This is a genomic window from Synechococcus sp. MIT S9220, assembly GCF_014304815.1.
Lineage (GTDB): Bacteria > Cyanobacteriota > Cyanobacteriia > PCC-6307 > Cyanobiaceae > Synechococcus_C.
The window spans coordinates 2,131,095-2,150,046 of record NZ_CP047958.1 but is presented as its reverse complement, the minus strand read 5'-3'; the positions used below and the strand labels follow the sequence as shown (position 1 = coordinate 2,150,046).

16 protein-coding genes and 1 pseudogene are annotated in these 18,952 nt (G+C 56.5%); 11 read left to right on the top strand and 6 right to left on the bottom strand.

What is annotated here, in order from left to right; translation table 11 throughout:
* Window positions 1-264, bottom strand: a complete 264-nt coding sequence (locus tag SynMITS9220_RS11910; RefSeq protein ID WP_067096303.1) for a hypothetical protein — start codon at window positions 262-264, stop codon at window positions 1-3.
* 156 nt (window positions 265-420) lie between these two features.
* Here SynMITS9220_RS11910 and psbD point away from each other — a divergent pair, with 156 nt between their 5' ends.
* The 4 genes and pseudogenes from psbD (at window position 421) to SynMITS9220_RS11895 (ending at window position 5,558) form a co-directional block, all read left to right on the top strand.
* Window positions 421-1,476 (top strand): photosystem II D2 protein (photosystem q(a) protein), encoded by a 1,056-nt coding sequence (psbD, locus tag SynMITS9220_RS11905; RefSeq protein WP_006041823.1) that lies wholly within the window; start codon window positions 421-423, stop codon window positions 1,474-1,476.
* Between the two features lie 72 nt (window positions 1,477-1,548).
* Window positions 1,549-3,198: a DUF2079 domain-containing protein gene (locus SynMITS9220_RS11900; protein ID WP_255483098.1), complete on the top strand. Its 1,650-nt coding sequence runs from the start codon at window positions 1,549-1,551 to the stop codon at window positions 3,196-3,198.
* Window positions 3,199-3,500: 302 nt separating this feature from the next.
* Window positions 3,501-3,698 (top strand): annotated as a pseudogene (locus tag SynMITS9220_RS13430) (photosystem II D2 protein (photosystem q(a) protein)); the annotation flags it as partial.
* 255 nt (window positions 3,699-3,953) lie between these two features.
* The gene (locus SynMITS9220_RS11895) at window positions 3,954-5,558 is read left to right on the top strand and encodes a DUF2079 domain-containing protein (protein ID WP_186992205.1); all 1,605 of its coding nucleotides are present in this window, start codon (window positions 3,954-3,956) and stop codon (window positions 5,556-5,558) included.
* A 281-nt stretch (window positions 5,559-5,839) separates the two neighbouring features.
* On the opposite strand, the gene SynMITS9220_RS11890 is transcribed toward SynMITS9220_RS11895, so the two are convergent.
* Together SynMITS9220_RS11890 and SynMITS9220_RS11885 are read right to left on the bottom strand one after the other, a co-directional pair.
* The gene (locus tag SynMITS9220_RS11890) at window positions 5,840-7,255 is read right to left on the bottom strand and encodes a DUF2079 domain-containing protein (protein ID WP_186989465.1); all 1,416 of its coding nucleotides are present in this window, start codon (window positions 7,253-7,255) and stop codon (window positions 5,840-5,842) included.
* Complete coding sequence (locus SynMITS9220_RS11885; protein WP_255483097.1) at window positions 7,242-8,822, bottom strand: glycosyltransferase family 39 protein; 1,581 nt, start codon at window positions 8,820-8,822, stop codon at window positions 7,242-7,244. The genes SynMITS9220_RS11890 and SynMITS9220_RS11885 overlap by 14 nt, the downstream gene beginning before the upstream one ends.
* Before the next feature lie 19 nt (window positions 8,823-8,841).
* Between SynMITS9220_RS11885 and SynMITS9220_RS11880 the strand changes: the two genes are divergently transcribed.
* The 5 genes from SynMITS9220_RS11880 (at window position 8,842) to SynMITS9220_RS11860 (ending at window position 15,012) form a co-directional block, all read left to right on the top strand.
* Window positions 8,842-8,979: a hypothetical protein gene (locus tag SynMITS9220_RS11880; RefSeq protein WP_186989461.1), complete on the top strand. Its 138-nt coding sequence runs from the start codon at window positions 8,842-8,844 to the stop codon at window positions 8,977-8,979.
* A 285-nt stretch (window positions 8,980-9,264) separates the two neighbouring features.
* Window positions 9,265-10,968, top strand: coding sequence for an iron uptake porin (locus SynMITS9220_RS11875; protein ID WP_186989459.1), 1,704 nt, complete (start codon window positions 9,265-9,267; stop codon window positions 10,966-10,968).
* A gap of 254 nt (window positions 10,969-11,222) precedes the next feature.
* Window positions 11,223-12,191 carry a cysteine synthase A gene (gene cysK / locus SynMITS9220_RS11870; protein WP_186989457.1) on the top strand — a complete coding sequence of 323 codons (969 nt, stop codon included), beginning with the start codon at window positions 11,223-11,225 and terminating at the stop codon, window positions 12,189-12,191.
* Complete coding sequence (locus SynMITS9220_RS11865; protein WP_186989455.1) at window positions 12,188-12,916, top strand: J domain-containing protein; 729 nt, start codon at window positions 12,188-12,190, stop codon at window positions 12,914-12,916. Before cysK ends, SynMITS9220_RS11865 begins: the two co-directional genes overlap by 4 nt.
* Window positions 12,916-15,012 carry a glycosyltransferase family 39 protein gene (locus SynMITS9220_RS11860; RefSeq protein WP_186989453.1) on the top strand — a complete coding sequence of 699 codons (2,097 nt, stop codon included), beginning with the start codon at window positions 12,916-12,918 and terminating at the stop codon, window positions 15,010-15,012. Before SynMITS9220_RS11865 ends, SynMITS9220_RS11860 begins: the two co-directional genes overlap by 1 nt.
* Here the strand turns inward: SynMITS9220_RS11860 and ndhO are convergent.
* On the bottom strand, window positions 14,991-15,248 hold the full coding sequence (gene ndhO, locus SynMITS9220_RS11855; protein WP_115126574.1) for an NAD(P)H-quinone oxidoreductase subunit O: 258 nt from the start codon (window positions 15,246-15,248) through the stop codon (window positions 14,991-14,993). The two genes, SynMITS9220_RS11860 and ndhO, sit on opposite strands and share 22 nt — an antisense overlap.
* 58 nt (window positions 15,249-15,306) lie before the next feature.
* Between ndhO and SynMITS9220_RS11850 the strand changes: the two genes are divergently transcribed.
* Window positions 15,307-16,566, top strand: coding sequence for a cation:proton antiporter (locus tag SynMITS9220_RS11850; protein ID WP_186989451.1), 1,260 nt, complete (start codon window positions 15,307-15,309; stop codon window positions 16,564-16,566).
* 27 nt (window positions 16,567-16,593) lie between these two features.
* Window positions 16,594-17,538: a TIGR01777 family oxidoreductase gene (locus SynMITS9220_RS11845; protein ID WP_186989449.1), complete on the top strand. Its 945-nt coding sequence runs from the start codon at window positions 16,594-16,596 to the stop codon at window positions 17,536-17,538.
* Here the strand turns inward: SynMITS9220_RS11845 and SynMITS9220_RS11840 are convergent.
* Together SynMITS9220_RS11840 and SynMITS9220_RS11835 are read right to left on the bottom strand one after the other, a co-directional pair.
* Window positions 17,474-17,749, bottom strand: a complete 276-nt coding sequence (locus tag SynMITS9220_RS11840; RefSeq protein ID WP_186989447.1) for a hypothetical protein — start codon at window positions 17,747-17,749, stop codon at window positions 17,474-17,476. The genes SynMITS9220_RS11845 and SynMITS9220_RS11840 overlap by 65 nt on opposite strands.
* Window positions 17,746-18,951 (bottom strand): lipid-A-disaccharide synthase-related protein, encoded by a 1,206-nt coding sequence (locus tag SynMITS9220_RS11835; protein WP_186989445.1) that lies wholly within the window; start codon window positions 18,949-18,951, stop codon window positions 17,746-17,748. Before SynMITS9220_RS11835 ends, SynMITS9220_RS11840 begins: the two co-directional genes overlap by 4 nt.
* Between the last annotated feature and the right edge of the window lies 1 nt (window position 18,952).

Genomic DNA, 18,952 nt, shown 5'->3' with positions numbered 1-18,952 from the left:
TCAGCCATCCAGAGAGAAGCCAGGGCGCTTGCTGCCACCCGCTGCGGCTGTTTTTTCGTAAATCTGCACCGCAAGCAAATCGCTGGTCAGCACACTGAGCCGTTTTCCTTCAACCTTCTCGCAGGTGAGTTCGAGCAATCGTGGTTGCCCCTGCTCGAGGGCCGTCCGCACTTGTTGATAGAGCCCCTCTGCAGCGTCATGCTCCTTGCGCTGCACGGACACGGGCATGGGGCTCATGCGCAGAGCCAGCTCAATCACGTACACGGTTGGATCTCTTCACTGCGTTCATCTTCGCGAATGAAAGGCAGCGGTGTAGTAATGGGCATTTCTACTTATGTCGCGCTCATTTTCTGAATCAGTGCCCACAGAATCGCTGACTCCAACTAGGCTCGTCACGTAACGCTTCATGAAGCTCCCCTCATGACGATCGCTGTAGGACGCGCGCCACAGCGGGGATGGTTTGACGTCCTCGATGACTGGCTCAAGCGCGACCGCTTCGTTTTTGTCGGCTGGTCCGGCATTCTTCTCTTCCCAACGGCCTACTTGGCCATCGGTGGCTGGCTCACAGGCACCACCTTTGTCACCTCCTGGTACACCCACGGCATTGCCTCGTCGTACCTGGAAGGTTGCAACTTCCTGACTGCTGCTGTGTCCACCCCCGCTGATGCGATGGGTCACAGCCTTCTGTTGCTCTGGGGCCCTGAAGCCCAGGGTGATTTCGTTCGCTGGTGTCAGCTCGGCGGCCTCTGGGCCTTCGTTGCACTGCACGGTGCTTTCGCACTGATCGGCTTCATGCTGCGTCAGTTCGAGATTGCCCGTCTGGTCGGCATCCGCCCTTACAACGCCATCGCCTTCTCCGGCCCGATTGCGGTGTTCGTCAGTGTCTTCCTGATGTACCCCCTCGGCCAGAGCAGCTGGTTCTTCGCGCCCTCCTTCGGTGTGGCAGCGATCTTCCGCTTCCTCCTCTTCCTGCAGGGCTTCCACAACTGGACCCTCAACCCCTTCCACATGATGGGCGTCGCCGGCATCCTCGGCGGTGCACTGCTTTGCGCCATTCACGGTGCAACGGTGGAAAACACCTTGTTTGAGGATGGTGAGCAGGCCAACACCTTCAAGGCGTTCGAGCCCACCCAGGAAGAAGAGACCTATTCGATGGTCACCGCCAACCGCTTCTGGAGTCAGATCTTTGGTATCGCCTTCTCCAACAAGCGCTGGCTGCACTTCTTCATGCTGTTCGTGCCTGTGATGGGTCTGTGGACCAGCTCCATCGGCATCATCGGTTTGGCCCTCAACCTGCGCGCCTATGACTTCGTGTCACAGGAAATCCGCGCTGCAGAAGATCCCGAATTTGAGACCTTCTACACCAAGAACATCCTTCTGAATGAAGGTCTGCGTGCCTGGATGGCACCGGCTGACCAGCCGCACGAAAACTTCGTCTTCCCTGAAGAGGTTCTGCCTCGCGGTAACGCTCTCTGATTCCAAGACGTTGATCCTTCCGATCGTCAAAAGGATGCCTAAGGGCATCCTTTTTTTATTGGCCGGTTTTGAATGGCCTTATTCCCCGAACCAAGCCGTTATCCGATGCGCGCTCCCGCTCTGAGGTCTGTGAGTTGGCCCAGATCTGTACTGCTGCTCGCCAGCGGCTTTTGGGTGGTCACTTTTCTCATTCAGATTTGGCGCCTTGAGAGCCTCAGCGCCACTTATGACCAGGCTCTGTTTCTTCAGGAGCTTTGGTCAACGTCCCAGGGACGACCGTTCGAAAGCAGTTTGTCTTCGGTGCTTTCCGGAGCTGTGACGAGTGATGGTGCACTCCCCTCGGTGAATTACCTCCACCTTGGTCAGCACGCGAATTTCTTGACTCTGACGGTCTCCCCGTTGGTGGTTTTGATGGGTCGCTGGGCCTTGCCCTTCGTTCAGGTTTCGGCCCTCACTGCTGCTGGGCTGCTGCTTTGGCGAATCGCATCACGCCGTTTGGATTCTGAGGTCGCCTTCAGGATCACAGTGGCCTACTTCCTCAGTGGGGCCGTTCTCGGTCCTGCGATTGAGAATTTTCACGATCTGATCTGGATTCCTCTGCTTGGTTTCCTCGTGGTGGAAGGCCTGATGGAACGACGTCAGTGGCAGGTTTTGCTGTCAGCTGTGTTCCTGTTGCTGGTGCGCGAGGACAGCGGCCTGGTTCTGTTCTCTCTGGGTCTGTGGGCCCTAATGCGCCGCCCCCGTGAGCGTTATTGGGGCGTTGCTCTGATGCTTGCATCGTTGGGATGGGTCTTGCTCATCACAGGTTGGATCCAACCGGCTGTGGATTCTTCTTTGGCTGATCGCTTCCTCGCAGAGAAGTTTGGTCATCTTGTCGAGGATCCGTCTCGAGGCACGGTTGCCCTGATGCTCGCGATGCTCCGTGAGCCCCTGGCGGTACTTCAGGCACTTGTTTCACCGCCTGGCGCCACGCTCGGTTTCGTGCTTGCCCTCACGTTGCCGCTGCTATTCATCCCTCTTCTTTCCCTGGATGCTCTGTTGCTGGTCTCAGCACCACTGTTTGTTGCCCTTGTTTCGCAAGGACGCACCGCTCTTGCCGTCACGCTGCGCTACGTCCTGGCTCTTGTGCCTGGCCTCTATCTGGGCGCCGTGTTGTGGTGGCAAGCGCACCCACTGGCCTGGCATCAGCGCCAAGTGCGCATGGTCTGGACTGGTGCGGTGACTCTCGGGCTTGTTCTCACAATTGTTGGTAACCCTCACCGAAGTTTCTCTGCGGTGATTCCTGACAGCTTTGTTCCCTGGATTCATGTCCCACCGAAGACCATGCTCCACCGACGCGAAGCAGCACTGAAGGCGGTGGCCTATGTGCCAGATGGGGCAAGTGTTTCAGCGGATACACCTTTGCTTCCGCTTTTAGCTCAGCGGGAAGAGTTGATTCGTTTCCCGAATTCAGTGCAATTCAAGGATCGGAAGGGTGCGGTGCGTTCAGTGGACTATGTCGTTACTTTCCCCGGTTACTACACACCCTTGGCGCCAGTTTTCAAACATGAGCGACGTGTGCAGATCAAAATTCGCGATCAGGTTCAAGAATTGCTTGCCAAAGGCGATTACAAGCTCATTCATTGTGAAGCGGGGGCACTTGTGCTCCGTCGGGTGCCAGACAGAGTTCCAGGCCAGAAGACCACTTCCGGCATTTTCAGCCATTGCGATGCGCTTGCTTGAGTACTGTGTATGAATTGTTCTGGTTGAACCCCAATCGGCATCATCGGGATTCAGCACCATGGCCGTCCGGTGGTTGTTTCCCAGGGGTGTTTCTAGGCTGATCCTTGGGAATAGAAGCCACTAGCGTTGGCTGAGTGAGACACTGGTTAGCTAGTGCTCAGTACAAGCGCGTCAAGTGACACGAGGCTGATTGCTTCTGTTCCGTCCTTACGCATGCAGAGTCGTTCTAGGTAAGGCTCAGTGACGAAAAAAGATTTGGCCAATGCCAGCCAGTAGAGAATTGACCATCCTGTTATGAGAGATTGGCCTTGTCGCTCGCCTGCGGCAAGGCCATCGAATCAAAGAAAATCCTCGATGCACAAGATCCCCGATTTGAGACCTTCTGCACCAAGAACATCCTTCTGAATGAAGGTCTGTGTGCCTGGATGGCAACGGCTGACCAGCCGCACGAAACCTTCATCTTCCCTGAAGAAGTTCTACCCCATGGAAATACCTTTTAAAAGAGCTATTTGCTGATCTAACTCCTCTAAAAGTCGGTGGTGTGAGTATTGCTACTATGGGTATCTGTTCAGCCTTGCGTAGCACCTACCCTTGATGCAGAGACCATGCTAATCATATAATTACTTGCAGGATTCATTGAGTAGTTTCTAGGTGGTCGTGATGGCGAAACTTTTTATGAAATGCAATATAGAGGTATGATTGGTTGATTCTTGTTGCCATTATTTGGTTTTGATTAAAGTGTTTTCACCTTGCTGATGCAGAACTCTGATTCCTACTCAGTCAATTATTGGAAATCCATCGTTTGGCTTGCTTCGGGCTTCTGGGCTCTAACTTTCCTTCTTCAGATTTGGCGCCTCGAGAGTCTTAGTGCCAGTTATGACCAAGCCCTGTTTTTGCAAGAGCTTTGGTCAACAGCTCAAGGTCGACCATTTGAAAGCAGTCTCTCATCAGTTCTTTCAGGGCCGGTACAGGTTGGGGGTGCGTTGCCCTGGGTGAATTATCTGCATCTTGGTCAACATGCCAATTTTTTGACGTTGGCGGTTTCCCCGTTGGTGGCATTACTAGGTGCCTTGGCACTTCCACTGGTGCAGGTGTCGACACTCACTGTTGCTGGTTTGTTGTTGTGGCGCATTGCATCGCGTCGTTTGCCGGCAGAGCTCGCTTTACGGTTGACTTTGGCTTATTTCCTAAGTGGGGCTGTGATTGGCCCTGTTCTCGAAAATTTTCATGACCTGATCTGGTTGCCTTTGTTGGGTTTTTTGGTGGTCGAGGGCTTGCTTGAACGTCGAATTTGGCAGGTGCTGATCTCGGCTTCTCTTTTGTTGCTCGTACGCGAGGACAGTGGCCTTTTGTTGTTTTCCCTTGGTTTCTGGGCGTTGGTGCGTCGTTCCGATGTGCGTTGGTGGGGATTGGGTTTGATGATTGCTTCATTTGCATGGGTTCTCTTGGTAACAGGTTGGATTCAGCCATCAGTTGACTCTTCACTGGCTGATCGTTTTCTGACGGAGAAATTTGGTCACCTAGTCGATGACCCTTCAGGAGGAACTTTCAGTGTATTGATCACTATTTTGCGCCGTCCTTTTGCAGTGTTACTCGCGTTGGTATCTCCACCTTTTGCAACGCTTGGATTCTTGTTGGCACTCAGCTTGCCTTTGTTTTTCGTCCCCCTTGTCTCGGTGGATGCAGCGCTTTTGGTTTCAGGACCGTTGTTTGTTGCTTTGGTTTCCCAAGGACAGACGGCTTTGGCAATCAATTTGCGTTATGTATTGGCACTTGTTCCTGGCCTTTATCTGGGATCTGTGCTGTGGTGGGAATCTCATCCACAGGCATGGCAACGTCGACGTTGTCGTCCTTTGTGGACAGGAGCTCTAAGCCTCTGCCTGGTTCTTACTGTCGTCGGTAATCCTCATCGGAGTTTGTCGGCAATTATTCCCGATAGTTTTGTCCCTTGGGCGTACGTTTCTCCTCAAACAATGTTGGAGAGACGCGAGGCAGCTAAGAAAGCGCTTGCAAAGGTTCCAAAAGGAGTCAGCGTTGCAGCGGATACACCGTTGCTCCCACTTTTAGCCCAGAGAGAAGAATTGATCCGCTTCCCGCAGTCTGTGCGATTTATAGACAGGAAGGGTCTGCAAAAGTCAGTTGAATATGTTGTGACATTCCCTGGCTACTATTCACCATTAGCACCAGTCTTCAAAAAAGAGAAAGAGCAGCAGGCCAAAATTCTAGACTATGTTCGTATATTGACGACTGACTTTGACTATCAGCTAATTCATTGCCATGGCGGAGCATTGGTGCTTCGCCGAGGTCGAAGCGAGTTACAGACTAATTCCAGTAATCCTGTCAATTGCGATATACTTTAATAGACGTCTTAATAGATTTCTTTTTGCGCTCAGCTTGCCTTTGCTTTTCTTCCCCTTTGACTCGGCGGATGCAGCGCTTTTGGCTCAGCGGGAAGAGTTGATTCGTTTCCCGAATTCAGTGCAATTCAAGGATCGGAAGGTTGCGGTGCGTTCAGTGGTCTATGTCGTTACTTTCCCCGTTTACTACACACCCTTGGCGCCAGTTTTCAAACATGAGCGACGTGTGCAGATCAAAATTCGCGATCAGGTTCAAGAATTGCTTGCCAAAGGCGATTACAAGCTCATTCATTGTGAAGCGGGGGCACTTGTGCTCCGTCGGGTGCCAGACAGAGTTCCAGGCCAGAAGACCACTTCCGGCATTTCCAGCCATTGCGATGCGCTTGCTTGAGTAAGTCTGTCTGGATTGTTTTGGTTGAACCCCAACCGGCATCATCTGGATTCAGCAGTAATGCCTTCCAGTTGCCGGTTGTCAGCAGTTTTTCGGATTGTTTTTTCGGGAAGGCAATCCATTGGCGTTGAGTTAGATGAGGTGCCAGGTAACTGGTACTCAACACGCGTGCGCGAGAGGGCACGAGGCTGATGGCTTCTGTCGCGTCCTGACGCATGCCGAGCCGGTCAAGGTAAGGCCCCGTGAAGAACCAAGGTTTGGCTAATGCCAGCCAGCAGAGAATTGCCCATCCCACGATGAGAGAACGGCGCTTGCGCGATAGGGATCGGCCTTTCCTCTCGCCTGCGGCAAGGCCGTCGATGGCAGCAACAACGGCGATGACAGCAAGCGGCAGGCTGTAGTGATGAATCAGCGTGCGATAGCTGCTGGATGAAGAAAGCAGATTGACAACAACCAGAGGCAATCCGATCAGCAACACCGGTAAAGATGTGCGTTTCCAGAGAACACCGCATGGGAGTGCAAGGAGCAGGAGGTAAAAAGCTCCTCCGATCCAGTCGAGACTGCTGAGGACCTCAACCGGGTTGCCATTTAGGTGTCCAAACATCTGTGCTGCTGCTTTGGGTCCTTCGCCATGACGCAGCCAGGGATAAAGCCAGCGGCTGAGCATCAACAGCCAACCTCCTGACACCAAGGTGGCAGCTGTGCTCCAGCGCCAGCGACGTCGCCAGGCTTGTTCGATCGCCATGCCGGCAATGATCAGCAGTAGTCCGTCTCTGAATCCCAGCAGACTCAGCAGCAACGTGATCCACAGGATTGGACGACCCGCCCTCTCAGCCCAGAGAGCAAGTGCCAGCACAGGCATCCCCCACACTTCCGGGTGGAAATCAAACAGATTGCAGTTGAAGACCACTGGTTGAAGCCACCACAGCAGACAAGCCAGCCAGCAGAGTTTGCGTGGCAGTCGCGCCTGAGCTGCGAGCATCCAGATCGGAATTGCTGTGAAGCTCAACGCCAGGGCCTGGGAAGCCAGTAACCAATCCAGTGACGGTTGGATGGCGTAGAGCGCGCCACTCAGATAGAGCCACCAAGCGGCGTGATCTGCCAGGAGGTGGACTCCTTCCATCGTCGATACCGGTGGCAGACCCTTGCTCACCAACCAAGCCCATTGATCAAAAAGCCCCAGGTCGTAGGCGTTGCTTTGCAGCAGCCAATGTCGGGTAGCAGAACAGCTCCATCCCAGTAATCCGATCAGAAGACTGATTAGCCAGAGTTGATTCGGCAGTTTCAACGATTGGCTATTGCCCTTCATGGCCTTCCTCGATGTTCTCTGGATTGAATGGGCAGTACCAGAGCTGCCAAGGGTCCTTCCCTTGACTTGATTTCAGTTCCGCCCCGTCTACTGCGCATCCCTTGGGAGCTTGTTGACTCACTACCCAGTATTCGCCATGGATTTGGTCAGTGTCCTGCAGCATTTTTCGATTCGCATACCAGCCCATCGACGGTCGTGTGGGTCCATCGAGGACGACCTTGGCGTCGGCTGGTAGCTCCCGGATTGCGTTGGCAACTGGTCGAGGGTCCCAGCTCTCATTCAGCTCCCAGAGCCAAAGTTGGCTGTGCCAAAGCGCAAGCAGGGCAGAACCCCACCCTATGAGCAGTGTGATGAGCCCACGCCATCGCTGTTGTTGCGTTGCTTGAATCAGTTGTTGGCCTCCCAAGAGGAGGCCGCTCCCGGCGCAGACCACAGCCAATCGCGGTACTGCCATGGTCTTACTGCTGAGAAATATGATCAAACTTGCAAGCAGCAAAGCTGCTCCAATCAGCAGCCAAATTTTGACAATCCATCGGGGTCTGCCGGAGACCAGTACGTGATGTAGACCTTCGGCACAGAGCAAAGCAATGGCAGGCCAGAGAAGGTGGCTGTACCAGGGCAGTTGGCTGCGCAGCGGCAGCACCAGCGCAGCGCTTCCCATCATCAGACCCAGTTCCCAGCGTCCAGCTGAGTCACTTCGCTGTTGCCAGGCCAACCTGATGCCAAGGGGAAGCAGGAGCAGCCATGGCCAGCCTCCCTCGAGCACCTCAGTGATCGGCATGATGAAAGCACCGGTGCTGTCTCCCACCACACCAGCTACACGACTGAAGCCCTGTCCGCCCCACATCACGAGCGCAGAACTACCTCTTTGAGCGAAGTGCCAAATATGCCAGGCAAGCCCCGGGCTGATTCCTGCGCAAACCCAGAGAAGTGAAGTGGCGCTCCAGTTGCTTTGGCGCCGATCCAGGACGCTAATACCTGCTGTGACCAGCACGAACCCAACCAGTGCAGGCGCCTTCAGCATCAAGATTCCGGTGGCTCCCAGTCCTGCCAGTAATCCATGCCAAGGCGTAGAACGGCTGCTAAGCCAACCGGTCCAAAGCAGTAGAACGCTGGTCACGAGGCTCCCGTCCAGCATTGCTAGCCGCCCATGGCGTGCCATGGGCATCACCGTCATCAAGATCAAGGCGGCAAGCATGGCCTTGTTCTCTGCCCCATGACCTCCCAGCTGACGACGCAGCAGCAGCAACAAGGGGATGGCGAGGCTGGCGATCAGGCATGGCATCAGCCTCACGGCCCACTCGTTGTCGCCGAAGAACTGAGTGGATGCTCCGATCAGCCAGTGCAGGCCAGGAGGCTTGTTGAGATAAGCCTCGTCCCATTTCCAGGCCAACAACCAGTCGCCTCCGGCAGACCCCCAATCCCATCGGGAGATTGTGGAGCGAGCCACGCTGGCGACCCTGCCTTCATCCCAGTCGCGCAGTGGCTGGTTTCCTAGACCAGGTAGCCAAAGGAACAGGGTGAGGAGCCATAACAGCGCAGGCTTTGCGGTTCCGTTATGGTTCAAGTGTCCTGATCGCAGTGATGTGAAGGCATTTTCGATCGTTCGCGGTCTGGGTGGCTTCGAAGGCATTACCGGCGTTCACTTAGCCATCCGGGAGGAGGTGTCCATGAGTTCCAGTTCTTTGATGCAGGGTCTGCTGATCGCGGAGAACGCCGGCTGACGGCATTTTCTTCTGACTGATCAATCGGTTCCGCGCCAGAGTGGACCCGGCGAGAGCCCCCGGCTGGATTTCCAGGTGGGGGCATCGTTTTTGGGCTGGTAAACGTCAGTGTCTTCGCATTGGGATCTGATTTGGTGGCTGTTCTTACACAAAGGACTGATTTTGGTAGCGCCGGCTACCAGTCAAGGGATGTGCTGTCACAGCCCTTAGCTCACTGTCTTGGCACACCAAGCAAATTGAATGTGGCGTTTTATACGCCGGTTCTGTGTGTGAGGACCCTTCCCCATGAAATTGTTCAAGCAACTGCTGGTTGCTCCTGCTGCCCTGGGCCTGCTGGCTCCGATGGCTGCTGGCGCGACTGAAGTCAATGTTGCCGGTGTTTCTGATTACGCCTCTGTGTCCCATGGCACGGCTGCTTCTGAGCAGGTCACCAGCATCAACCAGTTCAACGATGTCTTTCCGACTGACTGGGCTTATCAGGCTCTTAGCAACCTGATCGAGCGCTACGGCTGTGTTGCCGGTTATCCCAACGGCACTTTCCGTGGCAACCGTGCAATGACCCGCTTTGAAGCGGCTGCACTGCTGAACGCCTGTCTCGACCGCGTCACCGAAGTGACCGACGAGCTCAAGCGTCTGATGAAAGAGTTCGAAAAAGAACTCGCCATCGTGAAGGGCCGTGTTGATGGTCTGGAAGCCCGCGTTGGCGAACTGGAAGCAACCCAGTTCTCCACCACAACAAAGATGAGTGGAACAGCCACCTTTGTGATCGGCTCCAACAGCTATGGCGGCGATGCCAAGGTCGACAAACAGTTTGGTAGATCCAACGCTTTGACAGGCCCTGGCGGCAGGGAAAAGATGTCAGATATTGCCAACTATTCACTCGGCGCCACCACCTTTAATTACGACTATAAGCTTGATCTTGATACCAGCTTCACTGGTAAAGATCTGCTGCGTACACGTATCAGGACTGGCAACTTCACCGGTACTGCGTTCGGTTTTGACGGCTCGACCGGAATTTCCAGTGCGTTAGGCGGTACTTACCTGACACCTTCCAGCTTGGAAGTTGCTTTTGATGAGAGTGACACCCTTAAAATTGATCGTCTCTTCTACCAATTCCCTGTAGGTAGTGATTTCACGATCACAGCTGGTGGCAAGGTGCGCCAAGACGACATGCTGGCTGTTTGGCCAAGTGCTTATCCCTCAGATACCATCCTTGATTACTTCACCTATGCAGGTGCGCCAGGTGCTTACAGCCTGAATCTCGGTGCTGGTGCTGGTGTCTGGTGGACGAACGATGGTTTCAGTATTAGCGCGAACTACGTTTCCTCTAACGGAAATTCCAGTAATCCAAGATCCGGAGGTATCGCAACCGACGGAGCTGCGGGCACAGGTACTGTTCAACTCGCTTATGCCGATAGCAACTGGGGACTTGCCGCTGCTTACAACTACAGCTCCAAGAATTGGGGATCTGTCTTTGAAGCGACCGGGACGCCTTTGGCTGCAAATGTGGGCACTTTGGGGAATACCAACAGTTTCGGGTTGAGTACTTGGTGGCAGCCTGAGCAATCCGGCTGGGTCCCCTCTGTCAGCGCAGGTTGGGGACTTAGCTCCACTTCTGGCGCAAGCGACAGCACACTTTTGGGTTACGAATTTGATTCTGCAACCTCTCAGTCCTGGTATGTGGGTCTTCAGTGGAGTGACGTCTTCCTGAAGGGCAACAACGCAGGTATGGCTGTTGGCCAGCAAGCGTTCGTGACTGGAATTGATCTCTCCGGCAACGCCGTTGATGGAATTTCCTCTTCCACTGCTGAAGAGCAACTGGCGCGCGATGGTCAGTATGCCTGGGAATTTTGGTATCAGTTCCAGGTTACCGACAATATCTCTGTGACCCCAGCTCTTTTCTATCTGAGTCGTCCTCTGGGCTCCGTCACTCAGGGTGAGAGCTTCAATCAGTTCGGCGGTCTGGTGAAGACCACCTTCAGTTTCTGACCCTAGCGATGAGTGATAGAAGGATTATTTAATGTAATCCTTCATCCACTGATTCAGCTTGCATATTTCAAAGCCCTCTTGTAGGAGAGGGCTTTTTATTGATTGTTTTGATTGTTGTCGACTGCGAATAACTTTGATGCATATGATGAACAGAATTGCTCAGGCTCTTGCGCAATTCAACCTTTGAGGCTGGCCATAGAGATAGCCTCTCAATGATTGGATGGATTTAACGCAGCACCAGTCACCCACTACGCATGCCGATCGCTTCTGATATCACTGCGTTGGTAGGTCGTACACCTTTGGTGCGGCTCAATCGTCTTCCTCAGGCTTTCGGCTGCAAGGCTGAAATCGTTGCCAAGCTTGAGAGCTTTAACCCCACTGCTTCGGTCAAAGACCGAATCGCAGGCGCCATGGTTGAGGCCGCTGAGGAAAGCGGAACAATTAAGCCTGGCAGCACAGTGCTGGTGGAACCAACTAGCGGCAATACCGGCATTGCTTTGGCGATGGTTGCAGCAGCGCGCGGTTATCGCCTCATTCTCACCATGCCCGACACCATGAGCACGGAGCGGAGATCAATGCTGCGTGCTTATGGCGCGGAATTACAGCTCACGCCAGGCAATGAAGGGATGCAGGGTGCGATTGCTCTCGCCAGGGAGTTGGTTGACGAGATTCCTGGAGCGTATCTGCTTCAGCAATTTGATAACCCTGCCAATCCCGCTGTACATGCTGCGTCAACGGCGGAGGAAATCTGGCAGGACACCGAAGGGCGTTTGGATGCCCTGGTGGCGGGGGTGGGGACAGGAGGAACCATCACCGGTTGTGCCCGGGTGCTGCGTAGCCGGCAGCGGGATCTTCAGGTGATTGCAGTGGAGCCAGCTGCCAGTTCGGTGCTGTCCGGTGGAGCGGCGGGTCCTCATCGCATCCAGGGAATCGGTGCCGGCTTTGTTCCTCCGGTGCTGGAGCGGGAACTCATCGATGAGGTCATTGCTGTGACCGATGAGGAAGCCATGGAGCTTGGCCGGCGTCTGGCCAGAGAGGAGGGACTGCTCTGCGGAGTGAGCAGCGGAGCAGCTGTTGCAGCAGCCTTAAAGCTGGGCCAGCGTTCAGCGATGGCCGGTCGCCGAATCGTGGTGATTCTTGCCAGCTTCGGCGAGCGTTATCTTTCGACTCCGATGTTCAGTGCTGCATCTGTTCTGCCGGCGCGCAGGGATGGTCAGCTTTGAGCCCTGCATTTTTCGATCATTCGGATCAGCCCCAGGATCCCTATGCAGTGCTCGAGGTGACATCCAATGCCACCCAAGCCGAACTCAAAGCTTCCTATCGACGCTTAGTGAAGCAACACCATCCCGATGCGGGAGGAGATGAAGAGCGAATCCTGATGCTCAATGCAGCCTGGGAGAAAATCGGTGATCCGGAGGCCAGGCGAAGTTTTGATCGCGAGTACGGATCCTCGGAGTCTGCCCGTGAGGAAGCACGGGCCCGCGGTGCCCGCAATGCCCGTGCCAGTCAGGCGGCACGGCGTGCATCAGGCCAGGGAGCCAGCGAAGACCAGGCACTGTCCACCTGGCTTCAGAAGGTCTACGCCCCGATTGACCGTCTGCTCGGTCAGGTGATTAATCCTTTCACTGGGGAACTGAAAGCTCTGTCGGCAGATCCTTATGACGATGATCTGATGGAGGCGTTTTGCAGCTATCTGGAACAGAGTCGAAACCGATTGGACAAGGTCAAGAGCCTGTTTCAATCACTGCCGACTCCGCCATCGGCCCGAGGCTTTGGCCTAAGCGTGTATCACTGCCTCTCTCAGGTAGAAGATGCTGTTGCGGAGCTGGAGCGTTACACGATGGGTTACGTCGACAGCTATCTCCATGACGGACGGGAGATGTTGCGGGAGGCTCGTCAACGTCGACAGCGTCTTCAGCAGGAACGACGCAGGTTGGAGATCGGTTGATGGGTGCTGGGCCGTTCCGTGTCTGCCTGATCTTGATCTGGCTGTTGTCCACCGTTGCTGATCGTCTGTGGTGGGGCCATCACGCTGGTTTGCCGTCGTGGGATCAGGCGGATTACCTCAACAGCGCGCTTGACCATGGACGTGCTCTTGGCGTTCTGGCAGGAGGTGGTTGGCAAGGCTGGAACGCTCTCCTCGACCTCTCGCCAAAGATCCCCCCTCTGGCCTCGTTGGTGAACGGCACGGTGATGGCCGTTGCTGGCGACGCTCCTTCTGAAGCGGCATGGACGTTGAGCTTCTGGAATGGCTTGCTGCTGGTCTCCAGTGCCGGGTGGGCACTCCAGTTTCTGCGCCCAAGACGATCAGCCAGGGGATTCGCCTTGCTGGCTGCTTCGGCTGTAGCCCTGGCACCGATGCTGCTGGAACTCAGGAGCGATTACGTGCTTGAACTGCCCTTGACCGCTTTGGTCACGTTGGCGCTTTGGCGGCTGGGAGCTTGGTGGAGTCCGCGTTGCGGAGGTCACTGGTGGCAAGCCCTTTGGGCTGCGCTTGCTGTGACGTTCTCGGTTTTGGTGAAACAGAGCGCTCTTCTGGTGTTATTGCCTGCACTGGGTTGGTCACTTGTGACAGCCCAGCGCATCGGACGGGGCCGGCGACTGCAGGCGCTGGCGGGATTGATGTTGGTTTTGCTCTCAGTGTTCCCCTGGCTTCGGCATAACTGGATCACGACCCTTGGTGGCACCAATCGAGCGGTGATCGAGTCCGCGGCCCGAGAGGGTGACCCGGGGGTCTTCAGCTTGTCGGGCTGGCTCTGGTATTTGCGTCAGGTCCCCCTTCAGATCGGCCCGGCACTGCTGTGGATTGGGCTGGCTGGCCTTGTCTTGCTGGTCGTGATGCGTTTCAGACCACGGATGGCAACGCTCAGCAATCAACAGGATCAAGCGGATGCCTGGCGCTGGTTGGTGGGAACGCTGTTTCTGGGTTGGTTGGTGACCAATCTCAGCCCCAACAAAGACCCCCGTTACATGGCTCCGTTGTTGCCGCCATTGCTGGTATTGCTGAGCCGCGGCTGGTGGCAGTGGGGCGTGTGGATCCGTCAACGCTGGCCTGCCCGATCAGCCTGGCTGCCTGGATTGGCTCTCACTGCGGGAGCACTGGTTGCGATCGCACCAGCTTGGACTGCCCAATATGCACGCCTGAAACCAGGAAATCGGCATCCGCTGCGATCGATCGTTGAGAAAGCTGGTGGCGCGGATCCCGTCGCTGATCCAATCACCTTGATTGTTGTTCCCAGTACGCCTGATCTCAATCAGCACAATGTGAGTTACTACGGCCGCCGCAACGGAGGCCAGTTGGTGGGTCGCCAGCTCGGCGGAAGCACTGATCACATCCAGCCCGTGTTGGACCATGCCAACTGGGTCTTGCTTGCTGAAGGTGACCAGGGCTCGGTCCGCAGGTCTGCTCGTTCCTTGGATCAGGCCGTTCGTAAGAGCGGGCTCTTTGAGGAGGTGGAGGTATTTCCGCGTCCACAGGGAGGCAGTTACTCGCTCTGGAAGCGACGGATCGATTCAACGGTTCCCGAGGGTTTCGAGCAGCGGTTTCCTCGGCTCGCTGCAGGATTGGCGCAAGGACCTGCAGGGCTCGATCCCGTCTTCAGCAGTGTGGCGATCGAGCACATGCTTGACGGCCATTTCAGCTATCGAGCACCGCTCCGGCGGTCGGCTCTTGAGCGCCTCAAGCAGGATCCATCTGATGATTCTGCGCGCTGGAGTCTGGCTCTGCTGGCGGTCCTGACCAATCGGCCGGCTGAGGCTGCTCACCATTTCGAGCTGCTGGAGGCTTCCAACTCAGAAAGTCCCTGGCCTAGCGCTTATCGCAGCGTGGTTCTGCTGGCGGGCTGGAATCCCTGGTCTGCGTCCTCGGTGGCCTCAGCTGCAGTCGAGCGACATGGGCAACATCCCATTCTGGTGAGCCTTGAATCGCTCGCAGCTGTTCTTGGTGGAGCCATCTGGCGACTTCCTGAGGCTGTTCAGTCGGTGCCCGCCGCGATCACCACAGTTGAGGAATCGCTCAATCCTCAGGCGAAAGGCTCGAGCTGATCGATGCGCAACCAGACATCGGGTACCGGACGCCGCCAGCGGACCTGCCCGTAGTCGCCCTTCACCACCAACAATTCTCCAGGACCATCGAAGATGTAAGCCGGTGGATAAGGATCGCTGGCTCCGGATTCAACACTGCCGGCATAGGCCGCTCGGTTGACCCGCACCAACGCACCTTTTTTTAGGGGAGCGGGTGGCTTGGCAGCTGCTGCAGGGCTCGACTCTGTCTCTGCCATCACGGGTCGTTATTCGCAGCTCAGGCTAGAACCCTTCAAGACCACTTCCGCAGTTGGTTTGGACAACGGCCTCTCGCTTTATCTGGTGGCATTCGGCGGGTTGCTGCTGGTCTCAGTTCTGCTGGATGACCTTGCGGCCCGGGTGAGGGTTCCTGGAATCCTCATGGTGCTGCTGCTCGGTCTGCTGATTGAAAATCACGTAGTGGTTGTTCCCGGCAGTCATGAAATCACACTGCTGAGTCTTGATACGGCCAAGCAGATCACTGAAGCAGCTCTTGTGCTGGTGTTGTTTTTCGGAGGTCTCACCACCAACTGGCAGCAGGTGCGTGGAGTGATTCGCCCAGCGGCTCGTCTGGCCACCATCGGTGTGCTGATCACGGCAGCACTGATCACGTTGGTGGTCTTCGGCTTCGGTCTGGCGCAAGGAACGGAGTCGAGCACCGCCCTCCTCCCGCGCAGTCTTTTCGTTGGGGCCATGGTCGCGAGCACCGATGCTTCTGCTGTTCTGGCTCTGCTCCGTCCGCTGCAGGGCCGATTGCCGAAGCCGCTCACCGATCTGATCGAGTGCGAATCCGGGTTCAACGACCCCATTGCTGTCGTGCTTGCTGGACTAGCTCTGGCACTGGCCGCTGGTGAGGGCGTCGGCGCTGGTTTGCTGGTGACGGATCTGATCCGTCAGTTCCTGCTCGGGATGCTGATCGGTTTCCTCGGCGGCAGTCTCACGGTGCAGTTGCTGGGAACACGCATGGGGCTGAATCAGACCTCGATGCTGCCGGTGGTCAGCCTCGCCTTGCTGATGGTGCTCAGCGGTGGCACTTCGCTGCTGGGCGGTAGTCCGTTGCTCGCGGCCTACGTCGCAGGGCTGGTGCTTGGCAACAGTGCCGATCTTGACCAGAACGGCCTGGAGGAAGCCCATTCCAGCTACGCAAAAATGGCCGAGCTCCTGCTGTTTCTCTGCATGGGGCTTGTGGTGAATCCTCAGGATGTGGTTCACGCCGTCGGCCTGGCTTTCGTGCTGTTTCTGGTGATGCAGCTCGTGCGCTTGCTGATGGTGCAGACCCTTCTCTGGCGGACGCCCTTCAGCCATGGCGAACGGATTTTTGTGTGTTGGGCAGGCCTGCGCGGCGCCGTCCCCATCGCGATGGCCATCAAGGCCTGGTCGACTCCGGGTGTGGGCTGGGGTGTGGAGATGCCTCCGCTGGCTCTGGCCGTGGTGCTGTTTGGCCTCTTCATCCAGGGCTTTGCGCTGGTGCCCATGGCGCGCAAGATGAATCTCACCTTGCCCGTTGAAGACACTGATCCCTCCGTCGCTTCCTAACCTCGAGCACTTGACGCCGCCGTTGCAATGCGCCTTCTGCTGATTGGATGCACGGGCTTGGTTGGTCGTGGTCTGATTCCCGTTCTGCAGGCTGCCGGTCATCAACTCACTATCGTCAGTCGCCGTGCCTCTCCGGCGGCCTTCCCCTCAGACGTTGCAGGACGTCTTCAATGGATTCAGGTGGATCCAGCTGTGGCATCTAGCTGGTCTGACTCCACGCCTCTGCATGATGCGTTGGCCGCCAGTGATGGCGTTGTGAATCTCGCTGGTGAACCGATCGCTGAACAGCGCTGGACTGTTCAGCACCTTGAAACCCTCGAGTCCAGTCGTCTTGAGACCACCCGTCATCTTGTGAGTGCCCTGGCCACGCTGGCCAAGCCTCCATCCGTGCTGGTGAATGCCTCAGCTGTTGGCTATTTCGGCACCAGTCTTGATGGACGCTTTGAGGAGAGCAGCTCCGTTGGGCAGGATTTTCTGGCCCGTCTGTGTCAGAAGTGGGAGCAGGCTGCCGCTGAAAAGCCCGCAGCAACTCGGCTCGTTGTGCTGCGAATCGGCATTGTGTTGTCCTCCCAGGGAGGGGCTCTCGCCAAAATGTTGCCGGTGTTCCGCGCCGGCTTCGGCGGCCCGATCGGCTCCGGTCAGCAGTGGATGAGCTGGATTGAACGTGGCGACTTATGCAGGATTATTCAGAGTTCCTTGGAAACGGACTCCTGGTCTGGCGTGATCAACGCTGTGGCTCCCGACCCTGTGACCATGGCTGTCTTTGCAGGAAGTCTTGGCCGTTGTCTCGGTAGACCAAGTCTTCTGCCGGTGCCAGGTCCGATGCTGCAGCTGCTGCTGGGTGATGGCTCCAAGGTTGTTCTGGAGGGGCAGTTCGTGAGTTCAAGTCGCCTCGAGGCGCTTGGTTTCAACTTCCTCTGCCCGACTCTGCCCGTTGCACTCGACGTTGCCACCAGCTCCAGCAACCGCTGAGCACGGCTGCGCCCATCAGCAGGCCGATGGCTGGTGTGAACAGGGGTTCCCACAGGCGCATGAACAATGTCATCGGCGCCTCCAGGCCCTGACTGCTGCCAATCACTGCAACAGCGAACCATCCAGCCCCAGCTATGACCAGGAAGACATTCAGGACAAGGATGCGATCCAGCCAGCGTTTCCAGGCGGGTTCGGAGTTCGGCTCACTCATTCGGACGGCTGCAGCAGCTGAGAGATCGATGCCGCCATCCTGCTGCCGCCGCCGGCTTTGCCGAGGCGGTTGAGTGCTTCGTCATGGCAGCGTCGCCGTAGCTGTTGATCAAGATGGCTGCGCTCCAGGAGCTCGAGGGCTAGTGCAGCTGTGCGTTCAAGGGTGGCTGGTGCGCCCACCTCGCCATCTGCACAGAACACGGTTGGACCCAACAGACGGCGCTGGGCTTCCGCAAATCCTGCAGTGAACTGAGGACCTCGACCCACCAACTGCAGCACCGGTCGGGCCAGACCCACGGCCTGTTCCGCTGCCGTTCCTGCCATGCACAGCAGCAGATCGGAACTGTGCAGGACTGCTCCGAATCCACCCCGGTGGATCTGTACCCGATGGGCGTTGCGAAACAGCAGGGTTGTTGGTCCGTTGTCGGCCTTTTGAAGGCTCCAGCCGATGGGGTCAATCAGCGCTGACAGTGCAGTGTCGGAAAGTGAGGACACCAATGCCAGCTCAAGCTGAAGCTCACCACTGCTCAGCAAAGGTGCCGGTAGTTGTTCCACCACTCTCAGCAGAAGCACCAGGTTGTGCTCCAGTTCAGGTCGGCGGCTTCCTGGCAGCAGTCCCAGTCGTCGGCGTGCCTGTGGCAAGCGACGATCGTCCCTCAGGATCGGATCCATGAACGGATTGCCCAGAAACATGACTGGCTTGCGCAGCTGTGAGCTCAGATCGTCTGCACTGAGCTGATCGCGGCTGAACACGGCCTGAAAACGAGGGCTGCGCAAGCACTCAGCGCACGGCCAGGGCAGGCGTAATTTCCCCTCATAGTGACTTGAGTAGGCCACGAGGTATGTCGTGACAGGCCGTCTGCAGAGCCAGGCGGCCATCACTGGAATCACATCGCCAATCACCACCACTTGGTCGTAGCGCCCGGCGATACGCAGCAACCTCAGCAGGCGTCGCAGCAGATAGACCACCTGTCCTTGCAACAGCTCGGTTAGTCGACCACGCAAGCTGGTGTAACCCAGGCCACCCGTGCTGAATTCCTGGGTGCCTCCGATCAGTGCGATGCCTGCGTCCCGATAAGGCTGTCCTTTGCCCACAAGAGGAAGAGCGTCCACTGCATGGCCTTCGCACTGGAGTGCCTGTCCAAGCAGCGCACCAGATAGATCCTCCCCATGGCCGTTGCTGAGTAGCAGCAGTCGGCCCACG